Consider the following 18,582-nt stretch of genomic DNA (forward strand, 5'->3'; position numbering starts at 1 on the left):
CGCTGGCGGACATCCGGCTGGACAACCTGTACGGGCCGACGGAGACGACCGTGGCCGCGCTGTACCGCCATACACGCGATGAGGACGTGCATCAGGTGACGGTGCCGATCGGTCATCCGTATCCGGGGCGCACGGCGCGGGTGCTGGACGCNTCCGGNGATGAAGCGCCGGTGGGCGGCCTGGGGGAGCTGTGCATCGGCGGGCCGACGGTGGCGCGCGGGTATCTGGGCAGACCGGCGCTGACGGCAGAGCGGTTCGTGCCGGATCCGTACGGCGCGCCGGGCGCGCGTCTTTACCGCAGCGGCGACCTGTGCCGGATGCGCGCGGACGGCACCGTCGAATTCCTCGGACGGCTCGATCAGCAGGTGAAGCTGCGCGGCCAGCGCATCGAACTGGGCGAGATCGAGGCGGTGCTGCGCCAGTGCGAGGGCGTGCGCGAGGCGGCGGTGATTGTCGTTGGCGAGGGGCAGAAGCAGAGAGTCGCGGCGTATGTGGTGGGGGAAGGCGAGAGAGCCCGGGCAGGGAACGCTCATGCGGGCGATGCACAGGCAGGTGAGAACCGGGCAGGGAACAACAGAGCCGGGGACGCTGCGAACACCCATGCAGAAAACGCAAACGCGGCGGCCTCAGCAACGCTCGACGCCGCCCATCTGCAACGTGAACTGGAACAGAGGCTGCCGGGCTACATGGTGCCGTCCTCGGTGACGGTGCTTGCGCGGCTGCCGTGGATGCCCAACGGCAAGCTCGACCGCGCCGCGCTGCCCGCGCCGCAGACGGAGGTGCGCGAGCGTATGGCGCCATCGAACGAGGTCGAATCGGTGCTGCTGTCGATCTGGAGCGCGGTGCTCGGGCGCGATGATCTCGGTGTTGCCGACAACTTCTTCGAAGCCGGCGGCGACTCGATCCAGAGCCTGCAGATCATCGCGCGGGCACGCGAGGCGGGCTGGCGGCTCACGCCGCGGCAGATCTTCGAGCATCCGACAGTCAGCGGTCTCGCGCAGCGCGCACAGCGGCTGGACACACGCGCGACGCAGGAGGTCGACGACGGCGCCGCGCTCGCGTTGACGCCGATCCAGCGGCTGTTCTTCGAGCGTTATCCGCAAGGCGAGTCGCACTGGAACCAGGCGGTGCTGCTGAAGGTCAAGGGCCGGCTCGTGCCTGCGGCGCTGGAGCGCGCGGTGGCGGCGCTGGAGGCGCGTCACGACGCGCTGCGGCTGCGGTTCGTGCGGGAGGCGGGGGAGTGGAGGCAGGTGGCGGTGCCGGCGCGGGTGGGTGAAGCCGCGCCGGTGGTAGAAGGGTCGCAAGGCTCCGACGCACCACAAGCCTCAGAAGCACCACGCGCCTCAGAAGCACCGCAAGCCTCCGGAGCATTACAACCCTCGGACCCATCGCAAACCGCGATCATCCACCACGAGAAACTGCCCTGCCTCACACACCTCACAGCCGCCTGCGAGCGTATCCAGTCGAGCCTGAACATCGAGCACGGCCCGGTGTGGCGCATCGGCCACTTCGAGACGCCAGACGAAACCCGTCTGCTGATCGCAATTCACCACCTGTCGGTGGACGGCGTCTCGTGGCGCGTGCTGCTCGAGGAACTGCAGACCGCCTACGGGCAGGCCGAACGCAACGAGCCCATCCAACTGCCCGCCGCGTCGATGCCGTGGCGTGCCTGGGTGCGCGAACTTCATCAGTATGCCGAATCATCGGAGCGCCTCGCGGAACTGGCATGGTGGCAAACGGCGCTCGACTCGCCAGCACTGCGCGCCGGTCCACTGTTTCCTGCCGTTACGCCGGAACCTCAGCCGCAAAAGACCCTGCTGAAAAAGCTCTCTCCAGAGCTGACCGCCGCGCTGCTGCGGGAAGCGCCGCGCGCGTACCGCATGCGCGTCGACGAAGTGCTGCTTGCCGCGCTCGCGCGCGCCATCGGCAATGCGCTCTCGCGCGACGAAGTGCTGATCGAACTGGAAGGCCACGGTCGAGAGGACGTGATCGACGGTGCCGACCTGAGCCGCACCGTCGGCTGGTTCACGACCCAGTACCCGCTCGCGTTGCCGCGCGGCACCGGTTCTGCGGACGCGCTCCTGCGCGTGCGCGAGCGTCTCGCGGCGGTGCCGCTGCGCGGGCTCGGCTGGGGGCTGCTCGCCTGTTGCGCGGACGCCGCGAGTCAGGCCGCATTGCGCGCGCTGCCCACGCCGGAGATCGGCTTCAACTATCTGGGCCGCTTCGATCAAACGTTCGACGGCGCAAGCCGCTTCGGCTTTGCCACCGAAGCGTCGGGCGACGCCATCGCGCCTCGCGCGAGGCTGCCGGACCGAGCCCTCGACATCAATGGCTGGATCGCCGGCGATTCGCTTACGCTCAACTGGGGCTACGCGCCGCAGTTCATGTCCGAGGCGCTTGCGGAAAAACTGCTTGCGTCGTTCGAGTCCGTGCTTCGCGAGCTGTTGGAGCATCTGCGCATCGTCGCGCCGCAATCCGAGGCGCCCGCGCTGCGTCGACCGGTTCCCGAGTCGCTAGAGACGCTGGCGCAGCACGATGCCGTCGCCGCGAGCTGGGCCGCGCGCGCCGTCTACGAGGCAAGCCTGCCTGTGCCTTGCGCCGACGCGCTAGCCGCCTGGTTCGCACGACGCCGGTCGTCAGACGCGAAGTTGCGTGCTGGCGCTGCGCTGCTGGCGGCCGTGCCGTTGAACGCGCTCGGCGCACCCTCCACCCTGTTCTGTCTGCACCCCGGCTACGGCATGGTGGGCGAATATCGGACGCTTGCGCAGGCGCTCAACGGCCACGTGACATTGATCGCGATCCAGGCGCCAGCGGTGCGCGGCGAGCCGTGGCGGGGCGACACCTTCGAGGCGCTCGCCGCGCACTACGCCGACTGCATTCAAGCGCTGCAGCCGCACGGCGACTACGCGCTCCTCGGATGGTCGTTCGGCGGCCGGCTCGCGATCGCCATTGCGGATCATTTCGAACGGCTCGGAATGGGTGTGTCGTTCGTCGGAATCGTCGATGCCGCGACGCATCGGGAGCAGGGCGCTGATTTTGCCGCGGACGCCGACGCGAGCACCACGGCCGCTGCCACCACCCCCGAACAAGGTCCGCCAGCCCCCGCGCTTGCGCTGCTCGAGCACGCGGGGCCGTCGCTGCTAGGGGACGCCCTTGCCGCCGACGCCTTGCATGCCGAGTTGATGTCGCGGCATGCGCTGCCGCGCGTCGGTTGCGATCTGCACGTGTGGCGCGCGCTGCGCATCGCCGATCCGGGGCGCAGGATGGCGTGGGCGGAGCACACGCGCGGCCGGCTGCGCGAGTTCGAGGTGGACGCGAGCCATTCGAGCATCGTCCATCACCCGCTTCTGGCCGCCCAACTCGCGCAGTGGTTCACGCTGCGTCGGTCCGAGGGTGATGCAAGGCCCGCATGATGCGGTGAACGGCGCCACCGACATCGCCACGAAGATCATCCAACCACCGCGCATGACGTAGGCGGAACACATGCGCGGCCAAACTGCGGGCGTTCGAGCTCGACGCGAGCCACCGAGCATCGTCCACCACCCGCTGCCGGCCACGCAGTTCGCGCGGTTCCACCCACGCTGTCGCCCGTTTGCCACAAAATATCCGCACTGAATGCGAACGATTATTGTTTACATTAGCATCCCATCTTGAGAAAATTGCTGGGCACGCAGGAACGGCGTTCACGCGCCGAGCCCGGCTCGGGGATACAAGAATGGGGATCAAGAAGAATGAAGGTTGAGAAAGCAGGTAAATGCAGTTCTCTGTGGGAGCGCGGTTTGCCGCACCCGCGCCCGATTTACGTCGCATTGATGTTGGGTCTCGCCAGCATTGGCGCGCATGCCCAGGAGTCGCCGGCCGCCGCCTCCGGCACCTCCACGGAACTGCCCGCCGTTCAGGTGCGTAGCTCTGCTGAAGATCCGCAAGGACCGGGCGTCGGCTATGTCGCCAAACGTTCGACGACCGGGACCAAGACGGACTCCTCGTTGCTCACGAATCCGCAGAGCGTGTCCGTCATCACGCGTCAGCAGATGGACGACCAGGGCGCGCAGACCGTCGACCAGGCGCTGCGCTACACGCCGGGCGTCTACTCGCAGGACGGTACCGACATTCGCTTCGACCAGCTGTACGGCCGCGGCTTTGCACTCGACTCGTATCTGGACGGCCTGCATCTGTATCAGTCGCCTCGTTTTGCGACGCCGCGTATCGACCCGTACTTCATGGAGCGCATGGAAGTGCTGCATGGTCCCGCTTCGGTGTTGTACGGGCAGGGCAGTCCGGGCGGTCTCGTCAACTACGTGAGCAAGCTGCCGACCGAGCAGCCGTATCACGAAGTGATGATGCAGATTGGCAACCACAACAACTATCAGCTGGGCTTCGATTTCAGCGGCCCAGTCGACAAGGACGGCACCGTGCTGTACCGGCTGACGGGCGTGGCCCGCACGGCTGAGACACAGGTCAGCGAGATCAAGGACCAGCGGCTTGCCATCGCGCCTTCGGTCACCATCCGCCCGAACCGCGATACGACGTTTACGCTACAAGGCAGTTTCCAGCGCGATCCGAACGGCGGCTTGTTCAATCCCGTGCCGGCAGGTGCAACATTGTTTAGTAACCCGAATGGTCAGCTCGGGCCGGACAAGTATTTCGGCGATCCGGACCGCGACGGCATGCACCGCACGCAGTACTGGTTCGGCTATCAGTTCGACCACGCGATCAACGACAAGATCAGCGTGTCGCAGAACCTGCGCTATCTGCATATCGACCAGCATTACTACCAGACCTCGGTGACGAGTGCGCTCGGCGCCAATCAGCGCACGGTGTCGATGTGGGGCAACGTCGACAACGAGCACTACACGCAATTCCAGGTCGACACGCACGCGCAGGCCAGGCTCGCGACAGGCGCGGTGCAGCACACGTTGCTGTTCGGTCTCGACTACCAGCGCTCGATGCTTGGCGACACCGAAGGCAATTCCGTCATCGGCACGGTCGATCTGTACAACCCGAACTTCTCCGCGCTGCCCACGCAACAGGCCAACACGCGCCTCGACTATTCGTTGAGCACGGTCGGAGTGTATGCGCAGGACGAAGCGCGCTGGCGCAACTGGGTGCTGACGTTCGGCGTTCGCCAGGACTGGACCGGCGGCAATCAGCAGACCACGTTGCTCAGTACGGGAGCCGGCACGACCTATCACTCGAACGACCACGCGTTCACCTGGCGCGCCGGTCTTGCCTATGAGTTCGAAAACGGCATCGCGCCGTATATCGGCTATTCGCGCTCGTTCCAGCCAGTGCTCGGCGCAACGTATTCGGGCGCCCCGTTTGCGCCGACCAAGGGCCGTCAGGTCGAAGCGGGCGTGCGTTATCAGCCGAAGTGGTTCGATGGATTCTTCTCGCTCGCGGCATTCTCGCTCACGCAGGACAACGTGTCGGTGACCGATCCGAACCATCCGACCAACGCGATACAAACCGGTCAGATCCGCTCGCGCGGTGTCGAATTGGAAGCGCACGCCAACGTCACCGCGGACGTGAAAGTGATTGCTTCGTACACGTATCTCAACCAGGAGGTAACGAACAGCACGATGGTCAACCTGGGCAAGCGCCCGACCATCGCGCCGCGCAACACGGCTTCGCTGTGGGCGGATTACACGTTCCACCGCGGACCGCTGCGCAACTTCGGCGTCGGCTCGGGCGTGCGCTATATGAGCAGTTCGGCAGGCGATGCAGCCAACACGTTCACGGTGCCGGGGCGCGTGCTCGTCGACCTGGGCGCGCATTACGATATCCAGAACTGGCGCCTGTCGCTCAATCTGAACAACGTGTTCGACCGCGAGTACATCTCCTACTGCACGACAGCGGCGGTGTGCTACTGGGGCGCGACGCGTACCGTGCTCGGAACGGCGCGCTACCAATGGTGACGGCAATGCGGGAGGCCCGCGCGCATGGCCTGCGGCTCACGCGGTCATGACGGCAGGCACGCGGTTTAGCGGCAAGCGGCGCCTCGCGCTTGCAGGGTTCGGCGCCACGGCGCTCGCGGCGGCAGGCGCTGCGTTCGCACGCGCGGCGGCGGACGGCCCGGCGAGCGTTCCGGTGGCCGTCCCGTCAAAAGGCGCGAGCCGCGAGCCGCCCGCTCGCGTCGTGGTGCTCGACTGGCCGCTGACCGAAGTCGTGCTGTCGCTCGGGGTCGTGCCGGTCGGCGTTTCGCGTCCCGCGTGGTATGCGAAGCTCGACGGCGTTCCGGCGTTGCCGCCGTCGGTCGTCGATACGGGCTTGCTATATCAGCCGAACTTCGAGGTGCTCGCGGAGCTGAAGCCCGAGCTCATCGTCATCACGCCGTGGCACGCGCCGCTGCGCGGCTTGCTCGAACGGATCGCGCCGACGCTCACGGTGCAGCTGTTCGGTCCCGGCATCGACGTTTATCCGGCGGTGCAGGCCGCGACTCGCAAGCTCGCCGACACGCTTGGCCGCGGGGCCGCGGCCGATGCGCTGTTCGCGCGAGCCGATGCGGGCCTCGTTGACGCGCGCGCGCGTCTCGCGGGTTTTCGCGCGACACGACGCCCTCTCTATCTGCTTCGTCCAATCGACGACCGGCATATCGCCGTGTTCGGCAGAAACAGCCTGTTTGGCGGAGTGCTCGACGCGCTCGGCATCGACAACGCATGGCAGGACGCCGCCGATCCGCAAGGCATGACGGAAGCGGACCTCGGCGCGCTCGCAAAACATGCCGATGCGCAGGTCGTCACAATCGGCGTGCCGCCCGGCGTTGCCGCACAACTCGCGCGCAGCCCGCTATGGGGCGCGTTGCCGTTCGTGAGGCAAAACCGCGTGCAGCACATCGGCCCGCTTCCCGCGCTTGGCGGCGTCGTCGCGTCGATGCGTTGCGCCGCCAGCCTCGCGAACGCACTCGAAGGAGTCACCACATGAACCGCCCGACGGCAACTCTCGCCGCCGCCGCGCCGCGCGCGTGGCGGCTGCCCGCGCTGCTGCTGATGCTGGCCGCGTGGCTCGTATATCACACGCTGTCGGCCCGGCTCCCTGTCGCGCAATGGCCAGGCGCGTTGCTGCCGGGCACCGACGCCACGCTGCCGCAACTCGTGGTGCGCTATGGCTGGCTGCCGCGTCTTGCCATCGCGCTGATTGCCGGGGCGGCGTTGTCGCTTGCCGGCGTCGTGTTCCAGCAGGTGCTGCGCAATCCGCTGGCGGAGCCGCTCACGCTCGGGGTGTCGGCGGGCGCCTATCTGGCGTTGACGATAGCCGCGGTGGTCGCGCCCGCGCTCGCCGCGGACCTGCGCTTCACGGTCGCGCTGGCGGGCGCCGCGCTCGCGATGCTCGCGGCCATGGCGATGACGTGGCGCAAGGGCTTCGCCGCGGTCTCCATCGTGCTGGCAGGGATGATCGTCAACCTGTACTGCGGCGCATTATCGGTCATCCTAACTATTGTGTTCGAGCGGTCGCTCACGTCCGTGTTCATATGGGGCGGCGGCTCGCTCGTGCAGAACGGCTGGGCCGGCGTGCTATGGCTGCTGCCGCGCGTGGTCGCGTGCGGGGTCGCCACCGCGCTGCTGGTGCGCCCCCTCACGCTGTTTTCACTCGATGACGGCAGCGCGAGCCAGCTCGGCATGTCGCTCAAATGGACGCGGCCCGTTGCGCTCGCCGTCGCCGTCACTTTGAGCGCGTTTGTGGCGAGCGCGGTGGGCGTCATCGGCTTCATTGGACTGGGCGGGCCGGTGCTGGCGCGCCTTATGGGCGCGCGGCGCGTGCGCGACCAGTTGCTGTGGGCGCCGCTCGTCGGCGCGCTGCTGTTAGCGATTGCCGACCAGGCCGTGCAAAGCCTGCCGAGCGTGCCCGGAGAACTGCTGCCGACGGGCGCTGCTGTCGCGCTTTGCGGCGGCCCGCTGCTGTTGTGGATGCTGCGCCGCGTGCACATCGAGGCGCCGCGTCCGGCGTCGGCCGATAGTGCGCCACCGCGTCGCAAGCTGACGATGCCAGCGCTGTTGCTCGGCGGTCTGCTCGTTGCCGGGGCAGTCGTATCCCTGCGTTTCTCCATGACGCTGCACGGCTGGCAATGGAGCGACGCGCAGCAATGGAGCGACGTGTGGTTCTGGCGCATGCCGCGCCTCGTTGCCTCGCTCGGCGCGGGCGTGATGGTGGCGCTTGCGGGCACCATCCTGCAACGTGTCACCGGCAATCCGATGGCGAGCCCCGATCTGCTCGGCGTTAGCGGCGGAGCGATGCTCGGCATGCTGGCCGCTGCCGTCCTCGCGGCCGCGCCGTCGACGCCCGTATTGCTTGCGGGCTCGTCGGCGGGCGCGCTGATCTGCCTCGTGACAATCGTCGCGCTTGGTCGACGCAGCGGTTTTGCACCTGAGCACGTGCTGCTCGCGGGCATCGCCATTAGTGCGTTTTCGCAGGCAGTGGTCATGCTAGCAACGGCGAGCGGCGGCGCGTATGCCAACCTGCTGCGTCCGCTGCAGTACGGCTCGACCTATCTGATCGTGCCCGCGACGGCGACCGCCGTCGGTGCCTGCACGGTGCTCGCCGTGGTCATCGCGTATCTGGGCGCGCGCTGGCTCGAGATCCTGCCGCTCGGCGCCAACGTTGCCAACGCGCTCGGCGTCGGCGCAGGACGCGCGCGGCTGATGCTGCTGGTGGTCGCCGCGGTTCTGACCGCGGGCGCGACCGTCGTGATCGGCCCGATGTCGTTTGTCGGTCTGATGGCGCCGCATCTCGCGCGCCTGATCGGCTTTCCGCGCGCACGTTCGCAGATGCTCGTGGCGGCGCTGATCGGCGGCTTGCTGATGGTGCTGTCGGACTGGCTCGGGCGGAACATGATCTTCCCGCAGCAGATGCCGGCAGGGGTGATTGCTACGCTGCTAGGCGGGCCTTATCTGATGTGGTTATTGCGTCGTTGATGCAGTGACAGGGGCCCGCTTTGGGCCGACTTGGGCAGCTTCCTCGCGATTGCTGAAGTCAGGGCGCCGAGCGCCCCGACTCATAGCCGGACGCCCTCAAAACGAAAACGTCGTATTCAGCATCACCAGCCGCGACTCGCCCACCGCGATAATCAGATTACTGTTGCTCGACGGATAGTAGGTCTTGTCGAAAACGTTCTTCACGTTCAGCTGCACGTGCGTCGGGATCTTGCCGATCTTCGTGTCGTAGGCGGCGAACACATCGGCTACGACATAACCCGGCAGCGTGAAGCTGTTCGCCGTATCGCCCGGCCGCTTGCTCACGAGCCGAGCACCGCCGCCAAAGCGCCATTGTCCGGGCAGATACGGCAGCATCGTGTCGTAGACGGCGAACAGGCTGCCGGTATGACGTGCCGCATTGACAAGGCGCGTGCCGTCGTCGCGGTCCGTCGCGTTGGTGTATGCATAGCTGCCGATCACGCTGACATGCTGCGTGAGCCGCCCGGCGAGATCCAGCTCGATACCGCGCGACCGCGCGCTGCCCACCGTTTCAGTTGTATCGCCGACGGTTACTGCCACGTTCTGCTTGTCGATCTGATAGACGGCGAGCGTGCCGGTGATGCCATGCGCGTCGAACTTGAGGCCCGTTTCAAAGACACGCCCGCGCTCCGGCGCGAGCGGCTCGCTGACCTGAGTGGCGACGTTCGGCACGAACGACTTGCTGAAGTTCGCGTACGCGGAAAGCGCGGGCGTGAGCCGGTAGACGAGGCCGAATTGCGGCAGCCACACCTGTCCATGCGAGTGATCGGCAATCACGAACGGACGGCCCACGCCCGACAGTTGCTGCCAGTTCTCCCAGCGCACGCCGCCGACCGCAATCAGCCTGTCGGTCAGATGAACTGTGTCCTGAGTGACAACCGAATAGGTGTGGACCTTGGACAGGCTGTCGCTTTGCGTGCGGCTCGGCGTGCCGCCGGGCGACAGCGTTCCATAGACGGGGTCGTACAGATCGAAGCCGGACACCGCCTTGCCGCGAATCGTATCGCCACGGAAGCTGCGCTGGCGTTCGTACTCGCCGCCCACGTACAGTTCGTGACGCATGCCCGCCAGGTTGAGATTGCCGATCACGCCGACGGTCGCGATCTCGTCCGAATCGTTGCGTTGCAGATTGGCATCGGACGAGCGGCTCATGATGCCGGTCGTGCTGTTGAACGCCGTCGCGCGCGTGATGTACTGGTCGTAGCGATCGCGGCTCCACCCGTAAGTCGCGCGCACGCGCCATTCGTCGGAAAAGCGATGTTCGATCTTCGCGCGCAGCGTTTCCTGTTCGCCCGAAGTCTGCGCCCAGGCTTCTTCGTAGCGCGTGTAGCGCAGCGCATCGTCGGGATGGCCGTTGACGAGCACCGTGCCGCGGTCGAACGGTGTCGTGTAGTCGACGTACTGATAGCTCACGTCGATCGACGTGTTTGCGTCGTGCCACGACAGCGACGGCGCGATCAGCGCGTCGCGCTGACGTCCGAAGCTGCGCCAGTAGCGCGCCGTGTTGTACTCGCCGGTCAGGCGGAACGCCAGCGTGCCGCCCGCCACCTGGCCCGGTTGACCGATAGGCCCGGTCAGATCGAAGCCCGTACCGCTGCCGCGATGGCTAGTGTAGTTCGCGGACACCGAGCCGTGAAAGGTGTCTTCCGGTTTGCGTGTGATCAGGTTAATCACGCCGCCCGGCTCCTGAATGCCGTAGAGCAGCGAAGCAGGGCCTTTGAGCACTTCGACGCGGTCTATCGTCGCAAGATAGTTGTGAAGCGTCGGCGAGCGGATGCCGTCGACGAGGATCGAGCCGTCGTCGTTCGAACCGAAGCCGCGCTTGATGAACGCATCGCGGGTTCCGCCCAGCGTGTTCGTCTGCGTGATGCCGCTCACGTTGCCGAGCACGTCGTCGAGCGTGCGCGCCTGCTGGTCCTGCATGACGCTCGAACTGACCACCGCGACGGATTGCGGAATGTCGCTGATTTTCGTCGCGATGCCGCTCGCCGTTTCGCTGGTGCGCGGCCGGTAACCGGCGGTCGGATCGGCGAGCGGCGCGGCCTGCACGGCCACCGCCGGCAGTTCGGTCGAGGCGGCGGGCTGGGCGCTCGTGCCATCGGAGGGCGCCGCGGCCAGCGCGGCGGGCGCCGTCGCCAGGTACATCAACATCGAGACGGGGAGGCGGATAGCGGAACGGCGAGGGCGGCCTGGCGGCGCCGAAGTTTTGACGAAGCGCATTGATTGTTCGGACGACGCGGTATTCCACCCCAGAGCGGTCGGGAAGGGCCGGCGCCGTCAGTTCTTATTAAGGATGCGAGAGGATAATGTAAATGAGAATGATTATCAAACAAAAACTCGATGACCCAGCCCCGAGCATGCTGGGCCGCTTGCGCCTGCCTTGTAATCAACCGTGACAGGCGGGCGCCGAGCCGATGCCCGACGCACAAGCAAGACCTATTGCGTTGCTCTAAACTAGCTGCCGCTCAAGCCAGCCACGTCTTACTACGACCTCGATGCCTCCCGTGCCTGCCGACTCCAACGACGCCACCGATTCCTCCACCGTCAGCCTGCCGAAACAACCGGCGTTTCAACGCTTCTGGTGCACGCGCATTTTCTCGTCGCTGTCGTTTCAGATGCTCGCGGTCGCAATGGGCTGGCATATCTACGCGCTCACGCACAGCGCGTTTGCGCTCGGCCTCGTCGGCCTGGCGCAGTTCCTGCCGATGTTCCTGCTGACGCTCGTCGTCGGCCACTTCGCGGACCGCTATGACCGCCGGCGCATCGCGGCCATCTGTCAAAGCCTCGAAAGCGTCGCGGCATTGCTGTTTGCGTGCGGCACTTTCGGCGGCTGGATCAGCGCGCCGGTGATCTACGTGCTCGCGGCATGCGTGGGCGCGGCGCGCGCATTTGAATCGCCGGCGGTCGCATCGCTGCTGCCGGGCGTCGTGCCGCGCGGGCAATTGCCGAAGGCGACAGCCTGGGCCACTTCGGCGAATCAGACAGCGCAGATCGCCGGTCCCGCGCTCGGCGGTCTGCTTTACGGCATCGGTCCGGGCGCCGCCTATCTCGCCTGCACGCTGTCGTTCGCGGCAGCGGCCATGGCCGTGTGGGGCATTCCGCTGCGCGCCAGGCCGGCGAGCCGCGCGCCCGTGACGCTCGAATCGGTGTTCTCCGGCATCGCGTTCATTCGCCGCGAGCCGGTGATACTCGGGGCGTTGTCGCTCGATCTGTTCGCGGTGCTGTTCGGTGGCGCGACCGCGCTGTTGCCGGTGTTCGCACGCGACGTGCTGCATACGGGGCCGCTCGGGCTCGGCCTGTTGCGCTCGGGCACGGCGATTGGCGCGCTTGCGGGCACCATCTGGCTCGCGCATTTTCCGCTGCGCAACCGGCCGGGCGCGGCGATGTTCGGCGGCGTGATCGCGTTTGGTGCGGCTACGCTCGTGTTCGGCATGTCGCATCAGTTCATCGTCTCGCTGCTTGCGCTGATGGCGCTCGGCGCGTCGGACACCATTAGCGTCGTCGTGCGTTTGTCGCTCGTGCAACTGCGCACGCCGGACGAAATGCTCGGACGTGTCAGCGCCGTCAATTCGCTTTTCATTGGGACATCGAATCAATTGGGCGAATTCGAATCCGGCGTCACCGCCGGCTGGTGGGGCGCGCGAACCGCCGTACTGGTGGGCGGCATCGCGACCATCACCGTCGCGTTGCTGTGGATGAAGCTCTTCCCCGAACTGAGAAACACGCGTTCGCTCGAGCGCGAACGGGAACTGGCACCGAGCGCGTGAGCGCCTGGGCGGGGTGCACGGCCTGACGCAGCGTGTATGCGGCTTGGCGCAGCGCTTCTCCCGTTCGGTGAGAAACTGATTCTCGCTGAAGCGGGCTTCCGCGCGACGTCTCACGCGCGTAGAGTGGGCTGCCTCACCTGCGGGACAGCCCGCCAAGGAGCTGGTTCATGACACGCCTCGAATCACTGCCGCATGTTTATCCGAGCGACATCGCCTTCACGCCCACCGTGAAGGCATTGCAAAGCCGCCATGGCTCGCGCGATGCGTATGCGCGCATGGAAGAAGAGCACGGCTGGCAAACGCGCCTCACGCCGGACGTCGCGCGTTTCATCGAGCAGCAGACGAGCGTGTTTCTCGCCACCGTGAACTCGGAAGGGCAGCCGTATATCCAGCATCGCGGCGGTCCCGCCGGTTTTCTGCATGTGCTGGACGATCACACCATTGCCTTTGCCGATTTTGCCGGCAACCGCCAGTACGTGACAGCCGGCAATCTCGCCGACAACCCGAAGGCGCATCTGTTTCTGCTCGACTACGCGCACCGGCGGCGCATCAAGATATGGGGCGAGGCACGCGTGATCGACGACGATCCCGCGCTGCTCGCGAAGCTGATGCCCGCGGGTTACAAGGCGCGCGGCGAACGCGTGCTGGCGATGACCGTGCGCGCGTGGGACGTGAATTGCCCGAAGCACATTCCGCAGCGTTTCGACGCGGGCGAGGTGGCTGCCGCGTTGCAGGAACGCGACGAGCGGATTCAGGAACTGGAGGCGGAAGTGGCCGAGCTGAGACGTCGGAAAGGGGAGGCAGGCTTCGGCACCGATCCGGTGAAAGCGTGACGCGGAGCTTGCCGCGACACGCCAGATGCGCCGCGCGCCAGCGCCCGGCGCTCCCGCAATTACCTCAGGCGGCTTCCGTAGCCGACATGAGCGCCGTCCGTATGGCGTTCGCCAGTTCACCGGCCTGGAACTTCGCGACATAGCCGTTAGCGCCGGCGTTCTTCACATGCGCCTCGTTGGCCGCGCCCGTCAGCGACGAATGGATGATCACCGGAATGTCGCGGGTGCGTTCGTCGGCCTTGATCTGACGGGTCAGCATGAAGCCGTCCATCTCGGGCATTTCCAGGTCGGTCAGCACGAGCGCGATGCTGTCCTTCACGCGCGCGCCGTTGGACTGCGCTTCGTCGGCGACCTGCTGCAAGGTCTGCCAGGCCTCTTCGCCGGTCTTGGTCATCACGAATTCGGCGCCGATCGCGGTCAACGCCTGCTCGATCAGCTTGCGGGCGAAGCCCGAGTCGTCGGCGGCGAGAATCTTTGCGCCCGGGCGAATGCCGAGCGCGTCGCCGACCGACCCCGGATCCACGCTCGGATGCTGCGATGGGAACACATCGCGCAGCACCTGCTCGACGTCGATCACCTGTGCGAGCCGCGAGTCGCCGGTATTGCCGTCGATCCGCGCAATGCTCGTGACCAGATTGCCGCCTGCCGCGCCTTCCGCGGAAAGCACCTGGTTCCATTCGAGCCGCACGATGTCGTCGACTTCCTCGACCGCGAAAGCCTGCGTGGAGCGGGCGAATTCCGTCACCAGCAGAATGTTCAGCCCGCGCGTGGGCTCGCAGCCCATTAGCCGCGGCAGGTCGATGACGGGAATGATCTGCCCGCGAATGTCCACCGCGCCCATCACGAAAGGCGACGAGCCGGCGATCGGCGTGACCGGCGGCATCGTCGAAATTTCGCGGACCTTGAACACGTTGATGCCGTAAAGCTCGTGCGCGTCGCTGCCCGGCACCGAGCCGAGCCGGTACAGCAGCAGCTCGAATTTGTTGGAACTGGTCAGGTTGGTGCGTTCATCGTGCGAGCGGTTATCTGCTGCCATCGAATCTCTCCGGGATTGCTGTGCGTGGGCGCGCGCGTGCTTTGGTGGATGCCGGCGCGCTTCTTACTGATTGTTATCGGCGCGGCTGCCGAAAAATTCAGCGCCCGGCCGGTTTTCTGCTGGCAATCCCTGGGTCGTGGTCGAATCGTTCCCACGAGCCGGCGTCATTCGTGTGAAGGTTACCTAACGTTACAGAAGCCACAGCGTCGTATCACATGGCGTGGCGCGCCGCTTCTAGAATTTTTCGGGCGATGAAAACCGCGGGGCGGTGGTACTTGAGCATGCTTCGAAGCGAGAAGCCCCCAGCTCCCGCATCGTCGCTGTTTCGCTTCCAATCCAAGGAGAACACATGATCCGCTTGCCTCTCGCCACTTTCTCGAGCGCCTGCATGGCCAGCCTGCTGATGCTCGCCGTATCGGCCACGACGGCCAGCGCCCAGACCGCGCCGGCCGCGGGTCGTCTGCATGCCGCCGACCAGACGTTCATCGCCGAGGGCACCAAGGCCGTCGCCACCCAACGCGACGCAGCGCGCATCGCGACCTCGCGCTCGACGGACCGTGACGTGAAGGCCTTTGCCGAGCGTGTCTCGGCGGACAACGCCAAAATCTCCGACGCGCTGCGCGCAGCAAGCCCGCGCGGCGTCGACGTGCCGAAGAACAACCCCGACACCGCGGTGCTCGCAAGCATCAACAACCTGCGCGGCGCCGAGTTCGACAAGACGTATATCGAGCAGGTCGCGCTCGCCGGCGAGCAGAAGGCGCTGTCCGCGTTCCAGGCCGAGATCGCTTCCGGCCGCGATCCGCAGTTGAAGGACGCGGCGCAAAAGGCGTTGCCGACCATCCAGGAGCATTACGCAATGGCGCAGGAACTGGCCAAACGCAAGCATCTGCCGACCGCCGCCCAGTAAGGTCGTGCACGCAGTGTGCAGCGCGCTCGCCGGCGACGCTCGCGCGCCGACCGGCGTAGACTGAATCTCCGTTCAAACGACGGCTATGCCACGGAGATCCATCAATGGAATATAGACATCTGGGTGCATCTGGTTTCAAGGTGCCGGTGCTGAGTTTCGGCACGGGCACGTTCGGCGGCAAGGGCGAGTTCTTTCAGGCGTGGGGCTCGACGGAGGTGGACGAGGCGCGGCGTCTGATCGACATCTGCTTCGATGCAGGCGTCACGATGTTCGATACCGCGGACATCTATTCGAGCGGCGCGTCCGAGTCGGTGCTCGGGCAAGCGCTGAAGGGCAAACGCGACAAGGCGATCATCTCGACCAAGGCGACCTTCCGTTTCGACGACGGTCCGAACAACGTCGGCTCGTCGCGCTTCCATTTGATCCAGGCGGTCGACGCGGCGCTCAGGCGCCTGCAAACCGATTACATCGACCTCTTTCAATTGCATGGTTTCGACGCCCGCACGCCGGTCGCCGAGGTGCTGTCCACGCTCGACGACCTGGTGCGCGCCGGCAAGATTCGCTACACGGGTGTGTCCAACTTTTCGGGCTGGCATCTGATGAAGTCGCTCGATACCGCGGACCGCTACGGCTATCCGCGCTATGTCGCGAACCAGACGTATTACTCGCTCGTCGGCCGCGATTACGAGTGGGAGCTGATGCCGCTCGGCATCGACCAGGGCGTGGGCGCGGTGGTGTGGAGTCCGCTCGGCTGGGGGCGTCTGACGGGCAAGCTCAAGCGCGGTCAGCCGTTGCCGGATACGAGCCGCTTGCACAAGACCGCCGACATGGGGCCGCCGGTGCCGGAAGAGTACCTGTTCCGCGTGCTCGACGCGATCGACGAGATTGCCTCGGAAACCGGCAAGACCGTGCCGCAGATCGCACTGAACTGGCTGCTGCAGCGTCCGACCGTGTCGACGGTGCTGATCGGCGCTCGCAATGAAGAGCAGCTGCGGCAGAACCTGGGCGCGGTCGGCTGGAATCTGACGCCCGAGCAGGTGGCGCGGCTCGACGCGGCGAGCGCCGTGCGGCCCGCTTATCCGTACTGGCATCAGGAAGGGTTTGTCGAGCGCAACCCGAAAGCGGTGTAAGCGGGAGGCTCACGCCCCTTTCCGCTGCGTTGGTTCGGCACTGTTGTCCAGTGTCCGAACCAGCGTTTTGCGTCAAGCCAGCCCGCCGTTCGCGCGCAATACCTGGCCATTGACCCAGCCGGCCTGCGAACTTGCGAGAAACGCCACCACCGATGCAATGTCCTCAGGTTGGCCGAGGCGCTCCAGCGGCGGCATTTTCGCGAAGTTCTGGATCTGCTCCTCGGTCTTGCCGTCGAGGAAAAGCGCCGTCGCGACCGGCCCTGGCGCCACCGCGTTCACCGTGATGTTGCGCCCGCGCAGCTCCTTCGCGAACACATGCGTGAATGCTTCCACCGAGGCCTTCGTCGCGTTGTAAATCGCATAGCCCGGCATGTTCAGCGCGAGCGTGGTGCTCGAAAAGTTGACGATGCGGCCGCCGTCGTTCATGCGGCCCGCCGCTTCGCGCAACGTGTTGAAGGTGCCGCGCACGTTGATCCCAAACGCGCGGTCGTACAGTTCGTCGCTCGTGTCGGCAAGCGGCGTCGGCTTGTTCACGCCGGCATTGTTGACCAGCACGTCAACCTTTCCCAGTTGCTGCTCCGCCGTCTCGAACATGCGGCGCACGTCGCCGGCTTTGGAGACGTCGGCTTTCACCGCGATTGCCCGGCCGCCCGCAGCGTTGAGTTCGGAGACGAGCGCATCGGCTTCGTCCGAACTTGCTGCGTAATTCACGACGACAGCGAAACCGTCGGCCGACAGGCGGCGTGCGATGGCCGCGCCGATGCCGCGCGAGGCGCCGGTCACGATAGCAATCTGAGCGTTTCTGGTCGTGTTCATGGTGCGTTTCCTGTGAAGTGTTGAGTGGGTGAACGAATGATGGATCCTTTTTCTTCTGGGATAATCTGGTCAGCGTGACCATCATCATTCCAAGCGCTTTAACAATATTCGCGAGAGGGCGCACCAGACATGGATCGTTTCGAGGAAATGCGTGTTTTCGTCCGGGTCGCCGAGCGGCAGAGCTTCACGCGCGCGTCGGACGACCTGCAGATACCGCGCGCGACCGTCACTAACCTCGTCAAGCGCATGGAGGAGCGGCTCGGGGTGCGGCTGCTCGAGCGCACCACGCGTACCGTTCGCCTGACACCGGACGGGCAGGCGTACTACGGCCGCTGTGTGCAGCTCATCGCCGATCTCGAGGAGGCCGAGGGCTCGTTCTCCAACCTCGCGCCGAAAGGACTGTTGCGGGTCAATCTGCAAGGCACGCTCGCGCGGCACTTCATCGTGCCGGCCTTGCCGGCGTTCCTTGCGCGCTACCCCGACATCGAACTGACCATCGGCGAGGACGACCGGCTCGTCGACCTCGTGCGCGAGGGCATAGATTGCGTGCTGCGCGCGGGCAACCTGCAGGATTCGTCGATGGTGGGGCGGCGCGTCGCGCACCTGCCGCAAGTTACGGTGGCGAGCCCGGCGTATCTTGAGAAGTACGGCGAGCCGGCCGATCCGCAGGCGCTCTGTGCACACCGCGCCGTCAACTATGTATCGAGCGCAACGGGCAAGCCGCTACCGCTGGAATTCAGCATCGACGGACGCAATACGCCGATACTGCTGCCGGGCGCGGTTTCGGTGACGGGCGTCGAGGTTTACACCGGCTCGGCGGTCGCCGGGCTCGGAATCGTGCAGGTGCCGCGCTACCGGGTGCGGCACGAACTGGCGGACGGGCGTCTGAAGGTCATTCTCGCCGGGTTCCCGCCGCCTTCACTGCCGGTGTCGGTGCTGTATCCGCAGAATCGGCAACTGTCGTCACGCGTGCGTGTGTTTGCGCAGTGGCTGCGCGACATTTTCGAGACGGCGGCCACGGCGTAGGGGCGGCGGCGCCTCCGAGAAAGCGCTGGTTCGGCGCGTGGAAAACTGTATAGATATACAGTATAGTGTCCAACTGCACGCGGGCGCGCGCCTCCACCTCGCCGCGCCGCTTGCGCTGA

General features: G+C 66.1%; 12 protein-coding genes. 9 read left to right on the top strand and 3 right to left on the bottom strand.

Translation table 11 applies throughout. The features are described from left to right. The 4 genes from A3AC_RS0108505 to fhuB all read left to right on the top strand — a co-directional run. The coding region (locus tag A3AC_RS0108505) for a condensation domain-containing protein (protein WP_025598352.1) at positions 1-3,413 on the top strand (3,413 nt) is incomplete at its 5' end. Positions 3,414-3,731: 318 nt separating this feature from the next. Beyond that, positions 3,732-5,915, top strand: a complete 2,184-nt coding sequence (locus A3AC_RS0108510) for a TonB-dependent siderophore receptor (RefSeq protein WP_025598353.1) — start codon at positions 3,732-3,734, stop codon at positions 5,913-5,915. Between the two features lie 46 nt (positions 5,916-5,961). Then, complete coding sequence (locus A3AC_RS0108515; RefSeq protein WP_025598354.1) at positions 5,962-6,921, top strand: ABC transporter substrate-binding protein; 960 nt, start codon at positions 5,962-5,964, stop codon at positions 6,919-6,921. Beyond that, entirely contained in the window at positions 6,918-8,909 is a 1,992-nt protein-coding gene (fhuB, locus tag A3AC_RS0108520; protein ID WP_025598355.1) for a Fe(3+)-hydroxamate ABC transporter permease FhuB, read from the top strand. The genes A3AC_RS0108515 and fhuB overlap by 4 nt, the downstream gene beginning before the upstream one ends. Before the next feature lie 96 nt (positions 8,910-9,005). Here the strand turns inward: fhuB and A3AC_RS0108525 are convergent, their stop codons facing one another. Next, complete coding sequence (locus A3AC_RS0108525; RefSeq protein WP_025598356.1) at positions 9,006-11,093, bottom strand: TonB-dependent siderophore receptor; 2,088 nt, start codon at positions 11,091-11,093, stop codon at positions 9,006-9,008. A 350-nt stretch (positions 11,094-11,443) separates the two neighbouring features. On the opposite strand from A3AC_RS0108525, the gene A3AC_RS0108530 reads away from it, so the two are divergent. Beyond that, positions 11,444-12,715: an MFS transporter gene (locus A3AC_RS0108530; RefSeq protein WP_025598357.1), complete on the top strand. Its 1,272-nt coding sequence runs from the start codon at positions 11,444-11,446 to the stop codon at positions 12,713-12,715. A 167-nt stretch (positions 12,716-12,882) separates the two neighbouring features. Further along, the gene (locus A3AC_RS0108535; protein WP_025598359.1) at positions 12,883-13,548 is read left to right on the top strand and encodes a pyridoxamine 5'-phosphate oxidase family protein; all 666 of its coding nucleotides are present in this window, start codon (positions 12,883-12,885) and stop codon (positions 13,546-13,548) included. Positions 13,549-13,612: 64 nt separating this feature from the next. Here A3AC_RS0108535 and A3AC_RS0108540 read toward each other — a convergent pair whose 3' ends face one another. Continuing rightward, positions 13,613-14,584, bottom strand: a complete 972-nt coding sequence (locus A3AC_RS0108540) for a chemotaxis protein CheV (protein WP_025598360.1) — start codon at positions 14,582-14,584, stop codon at positions 13,613-13,615. A 349-nt stretch (positions 14,585-14,933) separates the two neighbouring features. On the opposite strand from A3AC_RS0108540, the gene A3AC_RS0108545 reads away from it, so the two are divergent. Both A3AC_RS0108545 and A3AC_RS0108550 read left to right on the top strand, forming a co-directional pair. Beyond that, on the top strand, positions 14,934-15,491 hold the full coding sequence (locus A3AC_RS0108545; protein WP_025598361.1) for a DUF4142 domain-containing protein: 558 nt from the start codon (positions 14,934-14,936) through the stop codon (positions 15,489-15,491). 104 nt (positions 15,492-15,595) lie between these two features. Beyond that, a complete protein-coding gene (locus A3AC_RS0108550) occupies positions 15,596-16,621 on the top strand; it encodes an aldo/keto reductase (protein ID WP_025598362.1) in 1,026 nt (341 codons plus the stop codon). A gap of 72 nt (positions 16,622-16,693) precedes the next feature. On the opposite strand, the gene A3AC_RS0108555 is transcribed toward A3AC_RS0108550, so the two are convergent. Continuing rightward, positions 16,694-17,437, bottom strand: a complete 744-nt coding sequence (locus tag A3AC_RS0108555) for an SDR family oxidoreductase (RefSeq protein ID WP_025598363.1) — start codon at positions 17,435-17,437, stop codon at positions 16,694-16,696. Positions 17,438-17,566: 129 nt separating this feature from the next. Here A3AC_RS0108555 and A3AC_RS0108560 point away from each other — a divergent pair, with 129 nt between their 5' ends. Further along, positions 17,567-18,463: a LysR family transcriptional regulator gene (locus tag A3AC_RS0108560; protein WP_025598364.1), complete on the top strand. Its 897-nt coding sequence runs from the start codon at positions 17,567-17,569 to the stop codon at positions 18,461-18,463. Positions 18,464-18,582 lie beyond the last annotated feature (119 nt).

This window comes from Burkholderia sp. WSM2230 (assembly GCF_000472445.1).
Lineage (GTDB): Bacteria > Pseudomonadota > Gammaproteobacteria > Burkholderiales > Burkholderiaceae > Paraburkholderia.

Bases quoted from the DNA above. Each gene is read 5' to 3' on its own strand.
- A3AC_RS0108550 (WP_025598362.1), top strand. From the start codon at position 15,596: ATGGAATATAGACATCTGGGTGCATCTGGTTTCAAGGTGCCGGTGCTG.
- A3AC_RS0108555 (WP_025598363.1), bottom strand. From the start codon at position 17,437: ATGAACACGACCAGAAACGCTCAGATTGCTATCGTGACCGGCGCCTCG.
- A3AC_RS0108545 (WP_025598361.1), top strand. From the start codon at position 14,934: ATGATCCGCTTGCCTCTCGCCACTTTCTCGAGCGCCTGCATGGCCAGC.
- A3AC_RS0108560 (WP_025598364.1), top strand. From the start codon at position 17,567: ATGGATCGTTTCGAGGAAATGCGTGTTTTCGTCCGGGTCGCCGAGCGG.
- A3AC_RS0108515 (WP_025598354.1), top strand. From the start codon at position 5,962: ATGACGGCAGGCACGCGGTTTAGCGGCAAGCGGCGCCTCGCGCTTGCA.
- fhuB (WP_025598355.1), top strand. From the start codon at position 6,918: ATGAACCGCCCGACGGCAACTCTCGCCGCCGCCGCGCCGCGCGCGTGG.
- A3AC_RS0108535 (WP_025598359.1), top strand. From the start codon at position 12,883: ATGACACGCCTCGAATCACTGCCGCATGTTTATCCGAGCGACATCGCC.
- A3AC_RS0108530 (WP_025598357.1), top strand. From the start codon at position 11,444: ATGCCTCCCGTGCCTGCCGACTCCAACGACGCCACCGATTCCTCCACC.
- A3AC_RS0108510 (WP_025598353.1), top strand. From the start codon at position 3,732: ATGAAGGTTGAGAAAGCAGGTAAATGCAGTTCTCTGTGGGAGCGCGGT.
- A3AC_RS0108540 (WP_025598360.1), bottom strand. From the start codon at position 14,584: ATGGCAGCAGATAACCGCTCGCACGATGAACGCACCAACCTGACCAGT.
- A3AC_RS0108525 (WP_025598356.1), bottom strand. From the start codon at position 11,093: ATGTACCTGGCGACGGCGCCCGCCGCGCTGGCCGCGGCGCCCTCCGAT.